Annotated in this window: 15 protein-coding genes; 11 read left to right on the top strand and 4 right to left on the bottom strand. The window is 65.6% G+C overall.

Annotation, left to right across the window (positions count from 1 at the left end):
• Positions 1-5: 5 nt before the first annotated feature.
• The 9 genes from AU175_RS10435 (at position 6) to AU175_RS10395 (ending at position 10,694) form a co-directional block, all read left to right on the top strand.
• A complete protein-coding gene (locus tag AU175_RS10435; protein WP_066288319.1) occupies positions 6-1,337 on the top strand; it encodes an ABC transporter substrate-binding protein in 1,332 nt (443 codons plus the stop codon).
• A gap of 114 nt (positions 1,338-1,451) precedes the next feature.
• The gene (locus tag AU175_RS10430; protein WP_066288317.1) at positions 1,452-2,357 is read left to right on the top strand and encodes a carbohydrate ABC transporter permease; all 906 of its coding nucleotides are present in this window, start codon (positions 1,452-1,454) and stop codon (positions 2,355-2,357) included.
• A gap of 11 nt (positions 2,358-2,368) precedes the next feature.
• Positions 2,369-3,316: a carbohydrate ABC transporter permease gene (locus AU175_RS10425; RefSeq protein WP_082979104.1), complete on the top strand. Its 948-nt coding sequence runs from the start codon at positions 2,369-2,371 to the stop codon at positions 3,314-3,316.
• A gap of 5 nt (positions 3,317-3,321) precedes the next feature.
• Positions 3,322-4,653: an arabinan endo-1,5-alpha-L-arabinosidase gene (locus tag AU175_RS10420; protein ID WP_156642273.1), complete on the top strand. Its 1,332-nt coding sequence runs from the start codon at positions 3,322-3,324 to the stop codon at positions 4,651-4,653.
• Complete coding sequence (locus AU175_RS10415) at positions 4,650-5,366, top strand: YesL family protein (protein ID WP_066288316.1); 717 nt, start codon at positions 4,650-4,652, stop codon at positions 5,364-5,366. The genes AU175_RS10420 and AU175_RS10415 overlap by 4 nt, the downstream gene beginning before the upstream one ends.
• 70 nt (positions 5,367-5,436) lie before the next feature.
• Entirely contained in the window at positions 5,437-6,987 is a 1,551-nt protein-coding gene (gene arfA / locus AU175_RS10410; protein WP_442855293.1) for an arabinosylfuranosidase ArfA, read from the top strand.
• Between the two features lies 1 nt (position 6,988).
• Positions 6,989-8,023, top strand: a complete 1,035-nt coding sequence (locus AU175_RS10405) for an arabinan endo-1,5-alpha-L-arabinosidase (RefSeq protein ID WP_066288312.1) — start codon at positions 6,989-6,991, stop codon at positions 8,021-8,023.
• 72 nt (positions 8,024-8,095) lie between these two features.
• Positions 8,096-8,932, top strand: a complete 837-nt coding sequence (locus tag AU175_RS10400; RefSeq protein WP_066290924.1) for an alpha/beta fold hydrolase — start codon at positions 8,096-8,098, stop codon at positions 8,930-8,932.
• Positions 8,933-9,188: 256 nt separating this feature from the next.
• On the top strand, positions 9,189-10,694 hold the full coding sequence (locus AU175_RS10395) for a CoA-acylating methylmalonate-semialdehyde dehydrogenase (RefSeq protein ID WP_066288307.1): 1,506 nt from the start codon (positions 9,189-9,191) through the stop codon (positions 10,692-10,694).
• Positions 10,695-10,741: 47 nt separating this feature from the next.
• On the opposite strand, the gene AU175_RS10390 is transcribed toward AU175_RS10395, so the two are convergent.
• Positions 10,742-12,289, bottom strand: a complete 1,548-nt coding sequence (locus AU175_RS10390; protein WP_066288305.1) for a PucR family transcriptional regulator — start codon at positions 12,287-12,289, stop codon at positions 10,742-10,744.
• A 133-nt stretch (positions 12,290-12,422) separates the two neighbouring features.
• Between AU175_RS10390 and AU175_RS10385 the strand changes: the two genes are divergently transcribed.
• Positions 12,423-13,757 carry an aspartate aminotransferase family protein gene (locus AU175_RS10385; protein ID WP_066288302.1) on the top strand — a complete coding sequence of 445 codons (1,335 nt, stop codon included), beginning with the start codon at positions 12,423-12,425 and terminating at the stop codon, positions 13,755-13,757.
• Between the two features lie 134 nt (positions 13,758-13,891).
• Here the strand turns inward: AU175_RS10385 and AU175_RS10380 are convergent, their stop codons facing one another.
• Positions 13,892-14,911: a LacI family DNA-binding transcriptional regulator gene (locus AU175_RS10380; protein ID WP_066288299.1), complete on the bottom strand. Its 1,020-nt coding sequence runs from the start codon at positions 14,909-14,911 to the stop codon at positions 13,892-13,894.
• Between the two features lie 208 nt (positions 14,912-15,119).
• Positions 15,120-16,289: a ribosome small subunit-dependent GTPase A gene (gene rsgA, locus AU175_RS10375; RefSeq protein ID WP_066288293.1), complete on the bottom strand. Its 1,170-nt coding sequence runs from the start codon at positions 16,287-16,289 to the stop codon at positions 15,120-15,122.
• Positions 16,290-16,624: 335 nt separating this feature from the next.
• Here rsgA and AU175_RS10370 point away from each other — a divergent pair, with 335 nt between their 5' ends.
• On the top strand, positions 16,625-17,635 hold the full coding sequence (locus AU175_RS10370) for a LacI family DNA-binding transcriptional regulator (protein ID WP_066288289.1): 1,011 nt from the start codon (positions 16,625-16,627) through the stop codon (positions 17,633-17,635).
• A gap of 42 nt (positions 17,636-17,677) precedes the next feature.
• Here the strand turns inward: AU175_RS10370 and AU175_RS10365 are convergent, their stop codons facing one another.
• The gene (locus tag AU175_RS10365) at positions 17,678-20,311 is read right to left on the bottom strand and encodes a glycoside hydrolase family 78 protein (RefSeq protein ID WP_082979102.1); all 2,634 of its coding nucleotides are present in this window, start codon (positions 20,309-20,311) and stop codon (positions 17,678-17,680) included.
• Positions 20,312-20,359 lie beyond the last annotated feature (48 nt).

Here is a 20,359-nt window from a genome sequence, read left to right as displayed (position 1 = left end):
GCGTGATGACGAAGTCACGTCCCATGGCCGTTACCCTGGCGCTTTTTACCGCCGCTGGCCTGATGCTCGGCGGATGCTCCGCCCCAACCGGTGAAGACACCGGCGAAAAGAAGCTGACCTTCATGTTCCGCGGAGGTGAGGACGAGAAGAAGGCCTACGAAAAAGCCGTTGCGCAGTTTGAGGCTGAAAACGATGTGGACGTGGACATCATCGTCACCACCGCGGACCAGTACGCCACGAAGCTGAAGGCGGCCATCGCCGGCAAGCAGGTTCCGGACGTGTTCTACATCGGCCCCGGCGACGTCCAGGCCTACGTGCAGAACGGCATCGTCAAGGACATCACCGAATACGTGGAGGGCTCCGAGACGATCGACCTGGACAACATCTGGGAATACGGCGTGGACAGCTACCGCTACGACGGCAAGCGCGTGGGCGAAGGCTCCATCTACGCCCTGCCCAAGGACGTTGGCCCCTTCTCCTTCGGCTACAACAAGACCATGCTGGAAAAGGCCGGAATTCCCCTGCCCGACAAAGACAAGCCCTACACCTTTGACGAGTTCGTGGCTGCAGCCAAGAAGCTCACCGCCGACACCAACGGCGACGGCACCCTGGACCAGTGGGGGACCGGCTTGAACGTCCAGTGGAACCTGCAGCCGTTCGTTTGGTCCAACGGCGCTGACTGGCTCAACGAGGACCGCACCAAGGTCACCGTGGACACCCCCGAGTTCGCCGAGTCCCTCCAGTGGTTCGCCGACCTGCAGAACGTCCACGGCGTGACGCCCTCCGTTGCCGAAGCCCAGACCCTGGACACCTACCAGCGCTGGATGAAGGGCGAGATCGGCTTCTTCCCCATCGCCCCCTGGGACCTGTCCACCTACCAGAAGCTGGACTTCGACTGGGATGTTATCCCCTACCCGGCAGGCGAATCCGGCGAGACCGCAAGCTGGATCGGCACACTGGGCATCGCCGTCTCCGAAAGCACCAAGCACCCGGAGGACGCCGTCAAACTGGTGGAATTCCTGACGGCCAACGAGGAAGCCCAGCAAAGCCTCGTTGACGCCGGGATCCAGATTCCCAACCTGAAGGACATGGCCGAGACCTGGGCCGCTGACACCACCACCAAGCCTGCCAACAAGGCCGAGTTCCTGCAGATCGTCAAGGACTACGGCCGCGCCCTCCCGGGCGGCAACACCTTCAACGCCGAGTGGTACGACGAACTGTTCACCAATATCCAGCCCGTGCTGGACGGCAAGCAGACCGCCGCGGACTACCTCAAGGAAGCACAGCCCAGGATGCAGGAATTCCTGGACGCCGCCAACCAGCAGGCCGGCAACTAGCCCAACAGACCAGGTGCCGCGGCTGTGCCGGAGTGCGGCCGCGGCACCTTATCCACCCAGTCTTTCCTGGTGCCGTATCCGGCGCCACCATCAAGAATCAAAGAGGATCCAGCGATGACAACCATCACGCGCCCGCGACGCTCGCGGCTTCACCGGAAGGAACACCAGGCCGCGCTGCTCTTTGTTGCCATACCGGTGATCGGGTTCCTCCTCTTCACGCTCTTTCCCCTCCTGTTCTCCGTGTATGCGTCCTTTACCAACTGGAACGGCATCTCGGCGCCGGTGTTCAAGGGCCTGGACAACTACACCAAGATGTTCGGCGACCGGTACTTCCTGAAGTCGCTGTGGAACACGCTGTTCATGATGCTCGGCATCCCCATCGGCCTGGTCATCTCCTTGGCGCTGGCACTGGCCATGAACCGCAAGATGCGCGGCACCACGTTCTTCCGCACCGTCTACTACCTGCCGGTAATCTCCTCCATTGCCGCCGTCGCCATCCTGTGGCAGTGGGCGTTCAACGGTGACTTCGGCCTGATCAACCAGGCCCTGGGCCTGCTCGGCATCGACGGCCCCAACTGGCTGCAGGACACGGCCACGGTGAAGCCCGCACTGATCATCATGGCCGTCTGGAAGGGGCTGGGGTACTCCATGCTGCTGTACCTGGCTGCCCTGCAGTCCGTGCCTCGGTACCTCTATGAAGCGGCCGCCCTTGACGGTGCCTCCGCGTGGCAGCAGTTCCGCCACATCACCATCCCCATGGTCGCGCCGGTGACGTTCTTCCTGATTGTCACCAGCATCATCGGCGGCTCGCAGATCTTCGTCGAGATCAACATCATGACCCCCACCGGAGGCCCGGAATTCGAGTCGGCTTCCATCGTCTGGTACATCTGGCAAAAGGCCTTCGACAACCTCCAGATGGGCTACGCCTCGGCCATGTCCGTGGTCCTTGGACTGCTGGTGTTCATCATTACCGTCATCCAGTTCCGGCTCAACCGCCGCAACCAGTTTTCGATCGATTGAGGCAGGCAGCCATGTCCGCACAGAACGTCATTACCACCCCTCCGCTGGAATCCGCCGAAACCCGCCCTGCCACCGGTGGACGCCGCCCGGGCAGCCGGCCTGGCAGGAACGGGCAGCCGTCCGCCAAGGCCGGGCTGAAACTCGGCAACGTCATCACCACCCTTATCCTGTCCGTGGGCGCCGTCATCATGATTGCCCCGCTGGCCTGGACGTTCTCCACGTCCCTGAAGACCAAGGACGGCGTATTCGAACTGCCGCCGCAATGGATTCCGGACCCGTTCGTCTGGGAGAACTACGCCCGGATCTGGACCGCCGGGCCGCTCCTGACCGGCATCCAAAACAGCCTGATCGTGGCCTGTTCCGTCACAATCGTCGGCTCGCTGACGTCGGCCCTGGCAGCCTTCGCGTTCGCCAAGATGCGGATGCCGTTCAAGAACGTCCTGTTCCTGGGACTCCTGTCAGGCCTGATGATCCCGTTCCCCACGCTGATGATCCCGCAGTTCACCATCTTCGCAAGCATCGGCTGGGTGGACACGCTGCTGCCGCTGATCGTCCCTGGACTCTTCGGCAACATCATCATGATCTTTTTCCTGCGACAGTTCCTGAACAGCATTCCGGACTCCATCGTGGAAGCCGCCCGGATCGACGGCGCGTCCTACCTGCAGATTTTCTGGACGCTGATCCTGCCCGCCATCCGGCCCGCCCTGGCAGCGCAGTTCATCCTCTGGTTCATGGCAATGTGGAACGACTACCTGGCGCCCATCATCTACCTGAACTCTCCGGGGACTCAAACGCTGCAGCTGGTCATCGCCAACTTCAACGCCCAGTACGCCATCCAGACCGACTACCCCCTCATCATGGCCGCCTCATTCGTCGCGCTGCTCCCCGTGCTGATCGTCTTCGTTGTCTTCCAGCGCCAGATCATCGAATCCATCGCCCTCTCCGGGTCGAAGGGCTGACAGGCATGACAACCGCAGACATCACTGCAGCGGAAACCCCTGCAGATCCGTCCACCTGGGGCTCCAAGCATGCCCACGACCCCACCGTCGTCCGGGACGACGACGGAACCTACTACATGTTCTCCACCGACTCCGTGGCCAACTCGGAAAACATTCCGGCTGGCGTACATGTCCGGACGTCAACGGACCTGGTCAGCTGGACATATGCGGGAACGGCATTGGATGGGGTTCCTGGACCCGCTGCTGAATGGGCGGGGGCAAAGGGACTGTGGGCTCCCGATGTTGTCCGCTGGCCGACCGGCCACTGGCATATGTACTACTCCGCCTCCACCTTCGGCTCGAACACATCGGCCATCGGGCTGGCGGTCGCTTCGTCGCCGTCGGGGCCGTGGCAGGACCGCGGCCTGGTCGTGGCCACCCGGTCAGGACAGCACTCCCAAAACGCCATCGACGCCGCCGTGACGTTTGACTCCGACGGAGCGCCCTGGCTGACGTACGGTTCGTTCTTCTCCGGCATCCACGTCCTGCCGCTGGACCGCACTTCGGGGCAGCCGCAGGTGGAGGGTGACCTGGGGACGGTCATCGCCCGCCGGGCAAAGTCAGTGGAAGGCGCAGTGGAAGGTGCGTTTATCCTCCGCCGCCCAGAGGATGGCCGGTACGTGCTCTTCGCTTCCTACGATTCGCTCTTCAGCTCCTACAACGTCCGTGTGGCCGTGGCGGACTCCATGACGGGCCCGTACCGGGACTTCCGCGGGAACGCCATGACGGACCTGGACGCTCCGCCGGCATCGGTGGGCACCAAGGTTCTGGGCAGCTACCAGTTCGACGGCGGCACGGGCTGGCTTGCCCCCGGACATAACTCGGTCCTCAGCCAGGACGGTCCGGACGGGAGACCCGAACACTTTATGGTCCACCACGTCCGGCTGGCTGCTGATCCCACCGAACATGAGGTGCAGCTCCGTCGTTTGTTTTTCAACGCCGCCGGCTGGCCTGTAGTCTCGCCGCAGCCGTTCGCCGGGCGGGAGGCTGAAACGTTGCCAGCCCCCGAAGCGGTTGCCGGCACCTGGCAGGTGCTCCGCTTTGACCCATACTCGACGGACATGGTTCACGCCGCATCCGCAGAGCCGGTATGCGGGGTTTCCCTGGTTTCCGACGGAACGCCTGTCCTTGAGCGGTTGCGCATCGCCGGGCCGCAGGACGGATCCGGAGAGGCCGTTGAGCTGGACGCCGTTGTCTTCGGTTCGTGGGACTGGGCCCACGGCCGCCCCGCGCTGTCCTTCAGCGGGATCGACCGGCACGGTGTGGCCTGGAGCGGAACCAAGTGCGAAACCTCATGAATGACGCACCCATGGGCTGGGCCGGGCGCCTGATGCAGTGGCTGGGCTTCGCCACCCGGTTGGTGCTGGTCAACGTGCTGTTCGTAGTAGGCGCCCTGGCCGGACTGGTTCTCTTCGGACTGTTTCCGGCGGCCGTCGCCGCCATCACAGTCCTTGGCCGCCTGCGGCTCGGCGACGCCGGTGAGCATGTGGTGAGGGACTTCGCCAGGGTGTACCGCTCCCGGTTCTGGCAGGCGAACCGGGCGGGCGGCATCTTCTGGGTTGCCGGCGTCGTCCTTTTCCTCAACATGCTGACTGTGTGGGCGCCTTCCGGTGGAGCAGTGTCTTCACCCGTGCAGGCCGTGCTGCTGGTGCTTGCGGTGGCTGCCGGCCTGGGAACCCTCGCTGCAGCGGCCACCGCGGTTGCACTGTGCAGCCGTTACGGCGATCCGGCTGCCAGCACCTGGCGGACGGCGTTTGTGCTGCCGCTGGTGTCACCCCTGATGAGCCTGTCGCTGCTGGCTACCTTGGCCGCCGCCGTCGTCGTCTTTTCCGTACTGCCTGTGCTGGTGCCGCTGGTCGGCGCATCACTTCCGCTGTTGCTGTCCGGCTGGCTGGTGGAGCGCCGGCTGGCCGTCCTCGAAGCTTCACAGGCAGCTGGCCCCGCCGCGCCAGCAGATGCCACGCCAACACAAACCGAGGCTGCACGGGCCACCACCCCGGCCCTCGCCTAAGCGCTCCATTTTTCTGACCCAACGTCCAACCGCTCAACTTCTACAACGTTATACAGAACAGGAAAGAACCGTGACCATCACTTCCTCTGCTGCTGAACAGACCGACTTGGCTGTTGTGGCACCCACCGTCATCACCATCGACCGGTCAGCCGTCGTTGCACCCGTCAACCGCCGCATCTTCGGCTCCTTCGTGGAGCACCTGGGCCGCTGTGTCTACGACGGCATCTACGAACCGGGCCACCCCACGGCCAACGAGGACGGTTTCCGGCTCGACGTCATCGAACTCGTCAAGGAACTCGGCTCCAGCACCATCCGCTACCCCGGCGGCAACTTCGTCTCCGGCTACCGCTGGGAAGACGGTGTGGGCCCCCGCGACCAGCGGCCCGTCCGGCGTGACCTCGCCTGGCACTCACTGGAATCCAACCAGGTGGGCCTGGACGAGTTTGCCCGCTGGTGCAAGCTCACCGGCTCCGAACTGATGATGGCCGTCAACCTTGGAACCCGCGGCATCGAAGCCGCGCTTGACCTGCTGGAATACACCAACCACCCGTCCGGCACCGCGCTCAGCGAGCAGCGCATCGCCAACGGCGCCAAGGACCCCTACAATATCCGCATGTGGTGCCTGGGCAACGAGATGGACGGCCCGTGGCAGATCGGCCACATGTCCGCGGAGGACTACGGCAAGATTGCGGCCCGTACCGCGTCCGCCATGAAGACGGCGGACAAGAACCTTGAGCTGGTGGTGTGCGGCTCGTCCGGGTCCTCCATGCCGACGTTCGGCGAATGGGAGCGTGTGGTCCTGGAGCACAGCTACGACTACGTGGACTACATCTCCTGCCACGCCTACTACCAGGAGCGCAACGGCGACCTGGGCTCCTACCTCGCCTCCTCGCTGGACATGCAGTACTTCATCGAGACCGTAGTGGCCACCGCTGACCACGTGAAGCACAAGCTGAAGAGCAAAAAGACCATCCAGCTCTCCTTCGACGAATGGAACATCTGGTACCTGGACGAGCACCAGGCCTCCGACGAGGTCAACGAAGAGTGGACCCACGCGCCGCGCCAGCTGGAGGACACCTACTCCGTGGCTGACGCCGTGGTGTTCGGCAACCTGCTGATCACGCTCCTGAAGAACCACGACCGCGTCGCAGCAGCGTCCCTCGCCCAGTTGGTCAACGTCATCGCGCCGATCATGACCGAACCGGGCGGCGACACCTGGCGCCAGACCACCTTCTTCCCGTTCTCCGTAACGTCCCGCCTGGCCAAGGGAGAGGTGCTTCGCCCCCGGATCGATGCGGGCACCTACAGCACTGCCGTCTACGGTGACGCCCCGCTGGTGGACGCCGTGGCAACCGCCGACGCCGCCACCGGGGAGTCTGCTCTCTTCCTTGTGAACCGAAGCCAGACTGAGGCGATCGACGTCACCGTCAACGTCTCGGACCTCAACGCCACGGTGATCACCGAAGCCGTGACCCTGCACGATGAGGACGTCTACGCCAAGAACACCCTCCAGGACCAGAACCGGGTGGGCCTCAAGCAGCTCGACGGCGCTGTCCTCCAGGAGGGCACCCTCACGGTGACCCTGCCGCCGGTGTCCTGGTCCGCCGTCGCGCTTGGCTGACGTGCGCACCCAGCCGAACAGTTCCGCTGCCGGCCGCCACCTTACGGTGCGGCTGGCAGCGGCGCTGGGCGCCGTCGTCGTCCTTGTCCTGACCGGTTGTGCGGCCCCGGCGGCGGCACCCGAGGAGAAGCCCGCCGCCCTCACCGGTGACTTTTTTACGCATGACCCCGCGCTGGTCAAGGGGGAGGACGGGGAACCGTGGTTCATCTACTCCACGGGCAACGGCCGGGTGGCGGACGGCAACATCCAGGTCCGCCGCTCCGGCGACGGCGTGAACTGGGAGTACGCAGGCGAGGTCTGGCAGGAAAAGCCGGCCTGGCTGGAGGCGGCCGTCCCGGGCGTGGACAACCTCTGGGCCCCGGAACTCTACGAACACGACGGCACCTGGTACCTGTACTACTCGGCGTCCACCTTCGGCAAGAACCGTTCCGTGATCGCTGTGGCGACCAACACCACACTGGACCCCGCCGATCCCGCGTACGAATGGGTGGACCGCGGGGAAGTGATTTCCTCCCAGGGGGAAAGGTTCAACGCCATCGATCCCGGCATCGCCGAGGACGAAAAGGGGACGCCATGGATGTCCTTCGGCTCCTTCTGGACCGGCCTGCAGTTGGTGGAACTCGAGTGGCCTACCGGCCTGCGTGCCGGGACGGAAGAGCCGGTGGTTATCGCGGACCGGAAGGCCCCGCCCAACGCGATCGAGGCGCCGTACATCCTCCCGCATGACGGGAAGTACTATCTGTTCTTCTCCCGCGACTTCTGCTGCAAGGGGCCGGAGAGCACGTACAACATTGCCGTGGGGAGGTCGGACAGCATCACCGGGCCATACGTGGATTCCGAAGGCAGGGAACTGCTCGACGGCGGCGGCACGCCTTTGCTGGCGACAGACGGCGGGCGCGTGGGGCCGGGCGGGCAGTCCGTGTCCGGGAACACCCTGGCGTTCCACTACTACGCAGAGGAGCTGGACGGTGCGTTCCGGCTGGGACTGCTGGACTTGGAGTGGGAGGATGGCTGGCCAACTGTGCTGTGGGAGTAGGGCGTGAGGCAGCCCTGCCGCGGCCGCCGAAGTCGGACTAGGATGACCCGAAACGAAGCGGAGGACGAGCAGATGGACCAGCGAACCGCGGCAGCCACCGAAACGGGGTACGCCCCTGTCAACGGACTGCAGATGTACTACGAACTGCATGGTTTCGGCGGCACGCCATTGTTGCTCCTGCACGGCGGGTTGTTTGATATCGAGCAGCAATTTGGAGCATTAATCCCGGGCTTGTCCGCGGGACGCAGGGTCATCGCCACGGACTTGCAGGGCCACGGCCGGACCAACGACATCGACCGTCCGCTGAACTCTGCCGACCTCGCCTCCGATGTCACCGGACTCCTTGCGCATCTGGACGTCCGCGAGGCCGATGTCTTCGGATTCAGCGTCGGCGGCGCGGTTGCCCTGCACCTCGCGGTGAACCGACCGGACCTTGTGCGCAAACTCATCGTCTCGTCGGTATCGTTCCGGCCGGACGGTGACCGGGGCGGAAACGCCGAAGCGGTCGCTGCCATGACCGTGGACATGATCGCCGGCACCCCCATGGAACAGCGTTACCTCGCTGTGTCGCCGCATCCGGACCGCGAGCACCTGCAGGGGCTGCTGGACAAGCTTGGACGCTACGATGCAGGCGCCGGAGGGTGGAGTGATGACGAGATCCGCGGCATCGCCGCCCCGACACTGATCACGGTGGGCGACTGCGACATGGTCAAGCTCGAGCATGCGGTGCGGTTCCTCCAACTGCGCGGCGGAGATGTGAATGGAGACTTTGAAGGCGTGCCCGCGTCGCAGTTGGCGGTATTTCCCGGCACAACACATTTCTTCGGGCTGGCCAGGACCGGACTCGTGCAGGATGTGGTGACCACCTTCCTGGACTCGCCTATGCCTTCGGGGCTGCAGGGCGGGTGACCACCGGAAGCCGTCGATGGCGCGTGCAGAACTGCCAGGGAAACGGCTGGAGTGGGGCCTTCGAGGCGCCGACTGGCGCGGCCAGAGTGACCTCGCAGTAAACGTCCGTGACGATGCCCGGGGCGCCATTGGCGATGGACTTTTGTTGAAGGCGTCTCCCAATTGCCGACACATGTATAAGGTCGGCGGCGCTGCCGCGCCTCTACGGTGGCTACAGATGATTCCATCGCCCCCCTGATGAAAGAAAGAGAAGGCTGTGTCTGATACCACCGAACTGCAGGTTGTCCCGCACTGGATCAATGGTCAGGAGGCGCCGTCCTCCGGCGGGCGCGTGGCTCCCGTCTTCGATCCGGCCTTGGGCAGGGAGACGAAGTCAGTAAGCCTGGGTTCCCAGGAGGACATCGAAACGGCGGTTTCCTCGGCGCACAAGGCATTCCCGGCCTGGCGCGACCTGTCCATCACCAAGCGCCAGCAGATCATGTTCCGGTTCCGTGAACTCCTCAATGAGCGCAAGGGTGAACTTGCTGAGATCATCACCTCAGAGCACGGCAAGGTGGTCTCCGACGCTTTGGGTGAGATCAGCCGCGGTCTGGAAGTTGTGGAACTGGCCACCGGCTTCCCCCACCTGATCAAGGGGGAGCACTCCGAGAATGTTTCCAGCGGTGTGGACGTCTACTCCACCAAGTCTCCGCTCGGCGTCGTTGGCATCATCAGCCCCTTCAACTTCCCCGCCATGGTTCCGCTCTGGTTCTTCCCCATCGCCATCGCTGCCGGCAACACTGTGGTCCTCAAGCCCAGCGAAAAGGACCCGTCCGCAGCCAACTGGCTCGCCGCGCTCTTCACCGAGGCAGGACTCCCGGACGGCGTCTTCAACGTCCTGCACGGTGACAAGGAGGCCGTGGATGGCCTCCTGGAGCACCGGGACGTCCGCGCCATCTCCTTCGTCGGCTCCACGCCGATCGCCCAGTACATCTACGAGTCCGCGGCCCGGAACGGCAAGCGCGTCCAGGCCCTGGGCGGGGCCAAAAACCACATGCTGGTCCTCCCGGATGCAGACCTGGACCTGATAGCCGACGCCGCCATCAACGCAGGGTTCGGCTCCGCCGGCGAACGCTGCATGGCCATCAGTGTTGTGGTCGCGGTCGAACCCGTGGCTGACCAGCTGATTGAAAAGATCACCTCACGCATCGCCACCCTCAAGGTCGGCGACGGCAGGCGCAACTGTGACATGGGCCCGCTCGTCACCAGGCAGCACCGCGACAAGGTGGCGTCCTACATCGATATCGCCATAGAGGACGGAGCCAAGGTTGTGGTGGACGGCCGCGGCATCGAGGTTGACGGCGACCAGGCCGGCTTCTGGCTCGGCCCCACCCTGATCGACGATGTACCGGTCAACTCGCGCGTCTATCAGGAGGAGATCTTCGGTCCGGTCCTCGCCGTGGTCCGTGTCTCGTCCTACGAGGAAGGCCTGCATCTCATCAATTCCGGCGCTTTCGGCAACGGTACGGCCATTTTCACGAACGACGGCGGTGCGGCCCGCCGCTTCCAGAACGAAGTGGAGGTGGGCATGGTGGGCATCAACGTACCCATCCCGGTGCCCGTTGCCTACTACTCGTTCGGCGGCTTTAAGGACTCGATCTTCGGCAGCTCCAAGGCCTACGGCATCCAGGGCTTCCAGTTCTACACGCGGGAAAAGGCCATCACCTCGCGGTGGCTTGATCCCAGCCACGGCGGCATCAACCTGGGCTTCCCGCAGAACTGATGGCCGGCGCCGTCATCTGAGCCGGATGTGAGGGGGGCCCGGTGCGTTCAGCGCTCCGGGCTCCCCTCTGCCATGTCCAGGAACTCCAGGGCGGTATAGAGTTCCAGCCGGTCCCGCAGGCCGTCCAAGTTCAGGCCCAGGATGCCGCCGGCGGCGTCAATCCGGTTCCGCAGCGTGTGCCGGTGCACGCCCAGCTGGCGCGCGGTCCGGTCCCAAACGCAGTTGTTCGCCAGCCACGCAGCCACCGTCGGCAGCAACTGTGACTGTTCGGCGTCGTCATGCCGCAGCAGCGGCTCAATGAGGCGGCGGGCCACCGATTCCGCTTCCTGCCGCTGGAGCAGTCCCAGCATGCCGCCTTCGGCAACTTCGGCGAACGCGACAACCTGCCGGGACAGCTGATTCGCCCGCGCCAGGGACCGCTCGGCTTCCTTGAGCCCCTGGGGGAGGCCCGCGAAAGCAGTCTGTGCCGAGGTCCCGGCTGTCGCCCCGTATCGCCCCAGCACCGCCTCCACCTTCTGCTGGTGCGCCGGATTGGCGAGGACGACGACGTTCTCGCCCCGCTGCGCATAGAACACCGCGCCGCGGTGGTCATCAGAGAGCAGCTCCAAAGCTTCCAGCAGGTTCTGGCCCTGCCGGGGCGGCTGGGCCACCGTCACAATCACCGGTTCGCTGGGAAGCTTTCCCCATACTTGGCCTGCCGTCCGCTCGGCCACGTCGGTGTTGCCGGAGAGCATCTGCTCAAAAACGCCGGACCGCAGGTGGCGGCGCGCCGTATCCAGGGTCCGGGTTTGTTCCAGGGCCAGGCTGGCCAGGGCGATGACGCTGTTGATGATGTCCGTCCGGGCCGGGTCCAGGGGCTCGATGGCCCCCAGGGCCAGCACACCGCGAAGATTGTGCCGTCGCCCCAAGGTCTGCAGCGTGATCTGCTGATCCTCCACGTTCAGTTGCGCGACGGAGCGTGCGCCCTGGTCCAGCGCCCGCAGGACAGCTGCCTCCACTGCCGGCATCAGGGCCGACGGCACCGGCCGGGAGTTGGGCATCAGGATGTGGTTCCCGGCCGCGTCAAACAGGGCCACCCAGCATTGGAGCTGCCGCTCGAGCTCCGCGAGGATGGACCGCAGCCCGTCGGGGCGGAGGGCTGCGCGTGCGATGGCCCGCTGGGCCTGCAGCGACCACTCGGACCTGGCGTTCTGCTCTTTGGCCAGCCAGTCCGCCACGGACCGGATGATGGCGATAAACGGCGTTCTGTCCGGAACTTCGAGGAGGGGCAGGCCCTGCTCCCGGCAGGCCGCCCGCAACCCTTCCGGAAGCACCCCGTGGATCACCTGGGTGGCAAAGCCGAGCCCCTGGATGCCGTGCTCCACCAGGCGCCTGACATAGTCGCCATACGCCTCGGGCGACCCGTCGCTGATAGGGAACTGCGTCCCGTCCGTCAAAAGCAGCTGGCCTGGATCGAGGAAGGGCGTGGGGTCATCCAGGTCCGAGCTGTGTACCCAGGTCACGGGTGAATCCAACGCTTTGCTGTCCGGCTCGGGCACCACAAGCCTCAAATTGAGGGCCTTGTTGTGCAGCAGGGAATTGATGGTGGGCAGCACTCAGGCCGCGTTTGCCAAAGCGTCGATCTTCATAGCTTCAAGTATACAAATGTCTAGGTACACGGGCCGGTGTCCGGGAGGAAGATGGAGAGGAACGCCAACCGTCCGACAACCGTCCTCGAGAGGAACCATCATGGCCCGTACCCGTACCCGGACCGCCCTGGCCGCACCCGTCACCAACTCCGAAGTGGTCGACCTGGACCGGGCGAACGTCTTCCACTCCTGGTCCGCACAAGGAGCCCTGAATCCGCTGGTTATTGCCGGCGGTTCCGGCAGCACCGTTTGGGACCATGACGGCCGGACCTACCTGGACTTCTCCAGCCAGCTGGTCAACACGAACATCGGCCATCAGCACCCCCGGGTGATCGAGGCAATCAAGCAGCAGGCCGATGCGCTGGTGACCGTAGCCCCCGCGCACGCCAACCACACCCGCGGCCTGGCTGCAGAGCGGATCCTTGCCCACGCTCCGGCAGGGATGGACAAAATCTTCTTCACCAACGGCGGCGCCGACGCCAACGAAAACGCCATCCGCATGGCGCGCCTGCACACCGGCCGGGACAAGGTGATCTCCCGGTACCGGTCCTACCACGGAAACACCGGAGCCGCGATCGCCGCCACCGGTGACTGGCGCCGTATCCACAACGAATACTCCCGGGGCCACGTCCACGTTTTTGGGCCCTACCTTTACCGGTCCGAGTTCTGGGCGGAGACGCCGCAGCAGGAAGCCGAGCGCGCGCTGCAACACCTGCGCCGGACCATCGAGTGCGAGGGACCGCAGTCCGTAGCTGCCATCCTGCTCGAAACCGTCCCCGGCACCGCGGGCATCCTGCTCCCGCCCCCCGGCTACCTGGAAGGCGTGCGGGCCCTCTGCGACCAGCACGGCATCGTCCTGATCCTGGATGAGGTCATGGCCGGATTCGGCCGCACGGGCGACTGGTTCGCACTGGACGCCTACAACGTCCGGCCGGACCTGATCACCTTCGCCAAGGGTGTCAACTCCGGGTACGTGCCCGTGGGCGGTGTCATCATCTCCAAGGACATCTCCGCCACGTTCGACGAGCGGGTTTTCCCCGGCGGCCTGACTTACTCCGGCCACCCCCTGGCCGCGGCCTCCATCGTGGCATCCATCGACGCTTTCGAGGAAGAGAACATCGTGGAGAACGCCGAGCGCATCGGCCGGGACCACCTCGCACCGGGCCTGGCCGCCCTCGCGGCCCGCCATCCGGTCATCGGCGAGGTCCGCGGTCGTGGCGTCTTCTGGGCACTCGAGCTCGTCCAGGACCGGCAGACCAAGCAGCCTGTCACGCCCGCCTACATGGGCCGGATCAAGGCCGAACTTTTGAACCGTGGGCTGCTGCCCTTCATCGCGGACAACCGGATCCACGTTGTTCCCCCGGCAGTGGTCACTCCTGAGGAAGTGCGCAAGGCCCTGGGGATCTACGACGAGGCCCTCGCCGCGGTGAAGTAGCACCATAGGAGTTTTTGTCCAGATACGGCGACTTCCGGGGTGGTTACCTCGCCGTATCTGGACAAAAACTCGGGGAACTGCCGTGCGTTAACTCCATGCCCGGAGCCCTGAGCCGGGAGGGGGTGCAATCCCGGCTACGCCTGGTCTGAGGCGCCCGTCGATTCGCGAGCCACAACCTGGAAGGCCGTCTCTATCTCCCGGGGCGGCATTCCGTTCGGCTCCTTGATCCGCTCCATCAGCATCCGGATGGCAGTCTCGGCAATTTCCGTCCGCCCGGGGTCAACCGTGCTCAACGTGGGGAGGGTATAGCGGGTCTCGTCCAGATCATCGAATCCGATCACGGCGACGTCGTCCGGGACGCGGAAGCCCGCTTCCTGCAGGACGCGCACTGCGCCCTGGGCCAGGGTGTCGTTGAGCCCAAAGACGGCGTCGAAGGTGGCGCCGCGGTCCAGCAGGTCATGCATGGCGGCCGCACCGTTGGACCGGTGCCAGTCCACGACGTAGGCGACCAGTCCGTCGTCGTACGGAATGCCCCGGGATTCGAGGGCCTCCCGGTACCCGCGCAGGCGGAGGCCGGCCGAGCCGATCACTTCACCTTCGTGGGCGCCAACGACGGCGATCCGCTTCCTGCCGAGGTCCAGCAGGTGTTCGGTGGCGGCCCGGGCAGCCGTGACGTTCTGCATGGTGACGTGGTCGGACGAGCTGCCGAAGATGCGCTCGCCGAGGAGGACGATGGGCACGTCTGCCTTGATCAGGTCTGCGTCTTCCTGGCCGAGGGCCAGGGGGCTGAAGATCAGGCCGTCGGACATCTTGAGCCGGGGGCTGGCCATGACCTCGAGCTCGCGCTTCCGGTCCGCGCCAGTCTGTTCGATCAGCACCACCAGGCCATGCTTCGCGGCGGCTTCGATCACGGCGTCGGCCAGCTCCGCGAAGTAGGGCAGGCTCAGCTGGGGGAGTGCAAGGGTGATGGCGCCGGTCTGCCCGGAGCGCAGGCTGCGGGCCGTCAGGTTGGGCCGGTAGCCGAGCTCCGCGATGGCCTTTTCAACCTTGGAGCGCGTGGTGTCCCGGACGTGCGGATGGTTGTTGATCACGTTGGAGACGGTCTTGAAGGACACGCCTGCAACGCGGGCCACGTCGTGAAGCGTTGCCGCCATGCTGCCTCCCCCGGTGCTGTTCCAGGCCGGGCGGCCTGTCACGAATATTTTACAACGTTGCATCGCCCGCAAGTCCTGCACGTCCACGTTACCGGACGCGCAGCACCGCCTCGGAATGCCCTTCCCGGCGATGCTCCATCACCTCCGCTTCCTCTCAGGCCATGTTTGGCGACCCAGAGTACCAAGAGCGATAGTGCATCGACGTGGCTTACCGCCGCTTCCGCTGGGACCGCTGTTCCTCCCTTCGCTCGGAGCTGTCACGCTCCGCCGAACGTTGCGATTTGCCGGCCACCACCACCTTCTGATGCCACTCGCGCTGGTACGCTCGCCGGGCGGCGGCGTCGGTGCGGCGGGCCAGGGCGGCGATTTCGCGCTGTAGTTTGCCGTAGCTGATCCAGCGGCGTTCATCGAGTGTGCCGTCAGCCAGGGCGGCCTGTACCGCGCAGCCCGGCTCCCGAAGGTGGGCGCAGTCGGAAAAGCGGCAGCGGCCGGCCAGTTCCTCCACATCGCCGAACATCTCGCCCATGCCTTCGTCGGCGTCGAAGAGGCCGAATCCCCGCACGCCCGGGGTGTCCATCAGGACGGCCCCGTTGGGCAACGGCACGAGCTCGCGGGACGTGGTGGTGTGCTTGCCCTTGAAGTCCCCGGCGCGGACCTCGCCGGTGTGCTGGACCTGGTGGCCCACCAGGGCATTGATGAGGGTGGACTTGCCGGCGCCGGACGGACCCAGGAGCAGCAGCGTGCCGTGCGGCGGCAGGTGCGCAAGCAGCTCATCGATCCCGTCGCCGTTCTCGGCCGAGGTGGTGACCACGTCCACGCCCGCAGCCTGCAGGATGACCTTCCCGACGACGTCGTCCGCCACATCCGCCAGGTCCGCTTTGGTGATGATCACCAGCGGAACCGCGCCGGAATCCCAGGCCGCAACGAGGGTGCGTTCGAGGCGGTTGTGCGTGAGCGGCCGGTCCACGGGGACCACCACACCCACCACGTCCATGTTCGCGGCAAGGACCTGCGCCGCCGAGGAGTCCGCAAAGGCGCGCTTCCGGCTGAGTTCCGACCTGCGGGGGAGGATCCCGATGATCTGCCGGTCACCGGCGCGGTTCGGCCCGATCCACACCCAATCGCCCGTCACCGGCACACCGGCGTCGAGGGGATAGGGCAGATGGAGCAGCTCAGTTCCAACTGCTGTAAGGACCAGGTTGCGGTCCACGCGAACCACCCGCCCGGGCTCGTTCTGTTGTGAACTGTGGTGGTGTTCGGGTGGGTGGGCGTCGAAGTGACGGGCGGCCGCGGCGGAGTAGCCGTACTGTGCAGGACCTTCACGGTTGGAAGTGGATACGGCAAAGCTGTCCAGGCTGGTGCCTGACGAATTGATCAAGGTGAGTCCTCGGGTGTAGTCCCCAGGCACCTGGTTTGCGCCGCCCGGTGGGCGGGAGCCTTATGCGGTGCGGAGGAAGGGGAGGTGGGTTGGTTTGATGGGTGCGGGGCGCTCTGGGCGCGCGGCTGTAACAGTCATCAAAACCACCTCCATTCTCTCCCGGTGTCCGGCTGCCTGCATACTCTCGGTTTTCGAGTGTAGTCCTGAGTTGGTGGGGTTGGGTAGGGTCATTTCCAGCCACCGCAATGAAACGTGTCAAGCTGTTCAATTACAGTGGATCCATGAGGACACTCCGCGTTGTTGTGCCAACTCCGCAGCCTGAAGAGTATTAGGCCATGGCCGCAAGGGTAGGGATCCGGGAAGTCGCTGCGCTCGCGCAGGTTGCGCAGGGCACCGTTTCGCACTTCATCAACCATCCGGACAAGGTGTCACTGGAGAAGCGTGAGCGTATCCAACGGGCCATCGACGAGCTGGGCTTTGTCCGCAACGACGCCGCATCGCAGCTTCGTCGTGGCAGCAGCGCCACGATCGCGTATATGGCGCCAGATATCAGCAACCCCTTCTTTGCCACCATTGCCGAGGGCGTCGAGCAGCGTGCCGCCGCCGACGGGCTTTCGGTCTTCCTGGCCAACTCCAACAGGAGCCGGGAACGGGAAGACGCCTATTTGGAGATGTTCCAGGCCCACCGCGTCCGTGGCCTGCTGGTGGCATCGCATGGTCCCATCGAGGACCGGCTCGCCCACATCCGCAGGCTGGGCACGCCGAGCGTCCTCGTGGGGCAGCGGGCCCTGGCAAGCGAGCAGCCGTCCGTGTCGGTGGACGACGAATTGGGCGGCTATCTGGCAGCGCGGCACCTCATCGAGCAGTCGGCCCGGCGCATAGCATTCGTGGGCGGACCTTTGGGAGTCCCGCAGGTCGCCGACCGGATCGAGGGCGCCAGCCGCGCTGTCCGCGAATGCCCGGACGCCACCCTCGAGGTGATCAACGTGGGCACCCGGACCCTTGCCATGGGCCGTGAAGTGGCAGCCGAAATCGCCAAACGATCCCCGGAGCGCCGGCCCGAGGCGGTTTTCGCGGTGAATGACCTCCTGGCTCTGGGGCTGATGCACGGTCTTGTGGTGGACAACGGCCTGCGTGTCCCCGCCGACATCCTCCTGGTGGGATACGACGACATCGAGTTCGCGGAAGCCTCCGTGATCCCACTGACGTCGGTCAGGGCGCCGCATGAGGAGTTCGGCGTCGCGGCAGTGGACCTCCTGCAGGCGGCCGTCGCCAAGGACGCGGAATCGGCCAAGCAGATCGTCTTCCAGCCGAAACTGATGGTCCGGACGTCCACCGTCGCCTGAGGTGCCGCTCCTGCGCCGCGGTGTTGCCCCGCCGACGCAGTGTTACCTGGGAGAGGCCTCGGGGATCAGCGGGGGGAGAGGGTCGACGGCGGCCGCCGCACCTTCGAAGCGATGGGCGCCGCTTCCGACCTGCACGGCATCGCCGTCCGGGAGTTGCACGGTCGCCGTCGCACCTGTGGGCACGGTGACGTCCACGCGCAAGGTCCCACCGTCGATGCTCCAGGCGATGGCCGCCCGGCCGTACGGCGTCTCGTGCCCAGCGGAAGCGTGGGTGAGCCCGCCGCCCGGCTGGGGCCTGAATACGATGTGCCGGTAGCCCGGAGCTCCCGGCGCCAGGCCTGCCACAACACGGTGCAGCCAGTCGGCCACGGCTCCCAGGGCATAGTGGTTGAAGGAGGTCATCTTGCCGGGATTTACCGTGCCGTCGGGCAACATGCTGTCCCAGCGTTCCCAGATCGTGGTGCCGCCCTGCATCACCGCATACAGCCAGGACGGCGCTTCTTCTTCCAGCAGGAGGCTGTAGGCCGAGTCCACATGTCCAGTCGCAGTGAGCGCGTCGGAAACCAGGGGTGTGCCGACGAAGCCCGTGGCGATGCGGTGCCCGGCTTCTTCCACAAGTTCGGCAAGGCGGCGTCCGGCCGCGGCCATGTCGGCCTCCGGCACCAGTTCGAACCCGATGGCAAGCGAATAGGCGGTCTGGGCATCGCTGGACATGCGTCCGCCAGGGCGAACATAGGCGGCCGCGAAGGCGCGGCGGACGTCGGTGGCCAGCCTGGCGAACCGCTCCGCGTCCTCGGAGCGGCCCAGGACGGCTGCCATCCGGGCCATGCGGTCTGCGGAGCGGGCGAAGTATGCCGTTGCGACGAGGTACCGGTCAGTGCGGGCGTCGGCCGGGTCATGCGGCGGTGCTGACGGGTCCAGCCAGTCGCCCAGCTGGAATCCTTCATTCCAAAGCCGGTCCGGTCCGGCAAGACGCTCCACCAGTTCCACCCAGCTCTTGGCACTGTCGTACTGCGCTTCCAGGATCGCAGCATCGCCGAAGCGCTCGAACAAGGTCCATGGCGTGAACGTTGCGACGTCACCCCACGCCGCACCCGGGCGGATGGGGGTCCACATTTTGTGCGCGGGAATGACAGGGACGTACCAGGGCACCGTTCCGTCGGGAAGCTGCTCCGCCGCCACGTCCTTGAGCCAGCTGGAGAGCATGCCGGAGACGTCGTAGAGGTACGAGGCGGTGGGCGCGAACACCTGGATGTCTCCGGTCCAGCCGACGCGCTCATCCCGCTGCGGGCAGTCGGTGGGAATGTCGAGGAAGTTTCCGCGCATGCTCCAGACGACGTTCTCGTGGAGCCGGTTGACGCTGGGGTTGGAGGTCTCGAACCAGCCCGTGCGCTCGAGGTCGGTGTGATAAACGCGGGCGACGACGTCGCCGTTGGCAACGGCAGCCTCGAGGTCTCCCGGCCAACCGCTGACCTCCGCATACCTGAATCCGTGGAAAGTGAACCGCGGTTCCCACTCCTCGGCCGGCCGTCCGGCCAGCACGTACTCGTCGGTCGACTTCGCGCTGCGCAGCGGCCGCGTATAGATTTCTCCGTCCTGCAGGACCTCTGAGGTGCGGATGAGAACCGAATCTCCCGCCTCGCCGGAAACCCTGATGCGGAGCCGGCCCACAAGGTTTTGTCCGAAATCGAGGACCTTCCTGCCGCTCGGGGTGGCCAGTACTGTCACCGGAGCCACCTCCTGCGTGCACCTGACCGGAGGTCCCTCCGGAGCCACCAGAGTGGCAGGGTCGCGGTGGGCAGCGACAACCCGGTGCCAGCCGGCGTCGTCGAATCCCGGCCGGGACCAGCCGTCGAGCTCAAGCCGCGCGTCGTACAGCTCGCCGTCGTAGTTGCCGCTGCGGACGATGGGACCCGGGGCCGCCCGCCAGGAGCCATCCGTGGCGATGACCTCCACCGAGCCGTCGCGGTACCGGATCTCGAGTTGGGCGAGCAGCGAGAGGTCGGTGCCGTAGAGATTCTGGAAACCGCCATACCAGCCCAGCCGCCCGCGGTACCAGCCGTCCCCGAGCCAGGATCCAATGACGTTCACACCGCTTGCCAAGTGGTCCGTGACGTCGTAGGTGTAGTACCGGAGTCGATGGTAGTAGGTGGTCCAGCCCGGCGACATGGCGTCGTCGCCCACCCGCTGTCCGTTGATCTCCACCTCATAGAGGCCGTGGGCTGTGACATAGAGGCGCGCAGAGGCGACGCCACCGCGGACAGCGAACTCGCGCCGCAGCAGTGGCGGACGTCGTTCGTCCGACGCCGGGTCCTCCTCCCAGCCGGCGCCGACCGCCATGGCCTTCCAGTCGCTGGGGTCCAGCAACCCTGCCTCGACGGTCCCCGGTATGCTCCACCCTGAACGTGTGCCATCGACGCCGGTGACGCGCACCCGGACAAGGGCCTGCTCGCGGGAGCTGAGCGGAGCGGAAGGCCAGGGCTGCAGGACAGAGTCCGTGGAGTCAACGGGCGGCGGGGTTTCAACGGTGTGCCCTCGCTCAACCCGTACTTCGTAGGAGGCTTGCGTCCACCCGGCGGGCGCCCGGGTTTTCCAGGAGAGCCGCGGCGCGGCGACGCCGGTGCCGAGGGCCTGGCGGTGGTGTTCGAATGTTGGTGCGCCAACGGTGATGCTCATGAGGACTCCTGATGGGCGGGCCTCTCGGCCCCGTCTGGGATGTGCGGA

Origin of the sequence: Arthrobacter sp. B6 (genome assembly GCF_001663775.1) — a bacterium.
In the GTDB taxonomy this organism is placed as follows: Bacteria; Actinomycetota; Actinomycetes; order Actinomycetales; family Micrococcaceae; genus Arthrobacter.
Note: the sequence above shows the minus strand (reverse complement) of the source record. Positions and strands in the feature narration are given on the sequence as shown.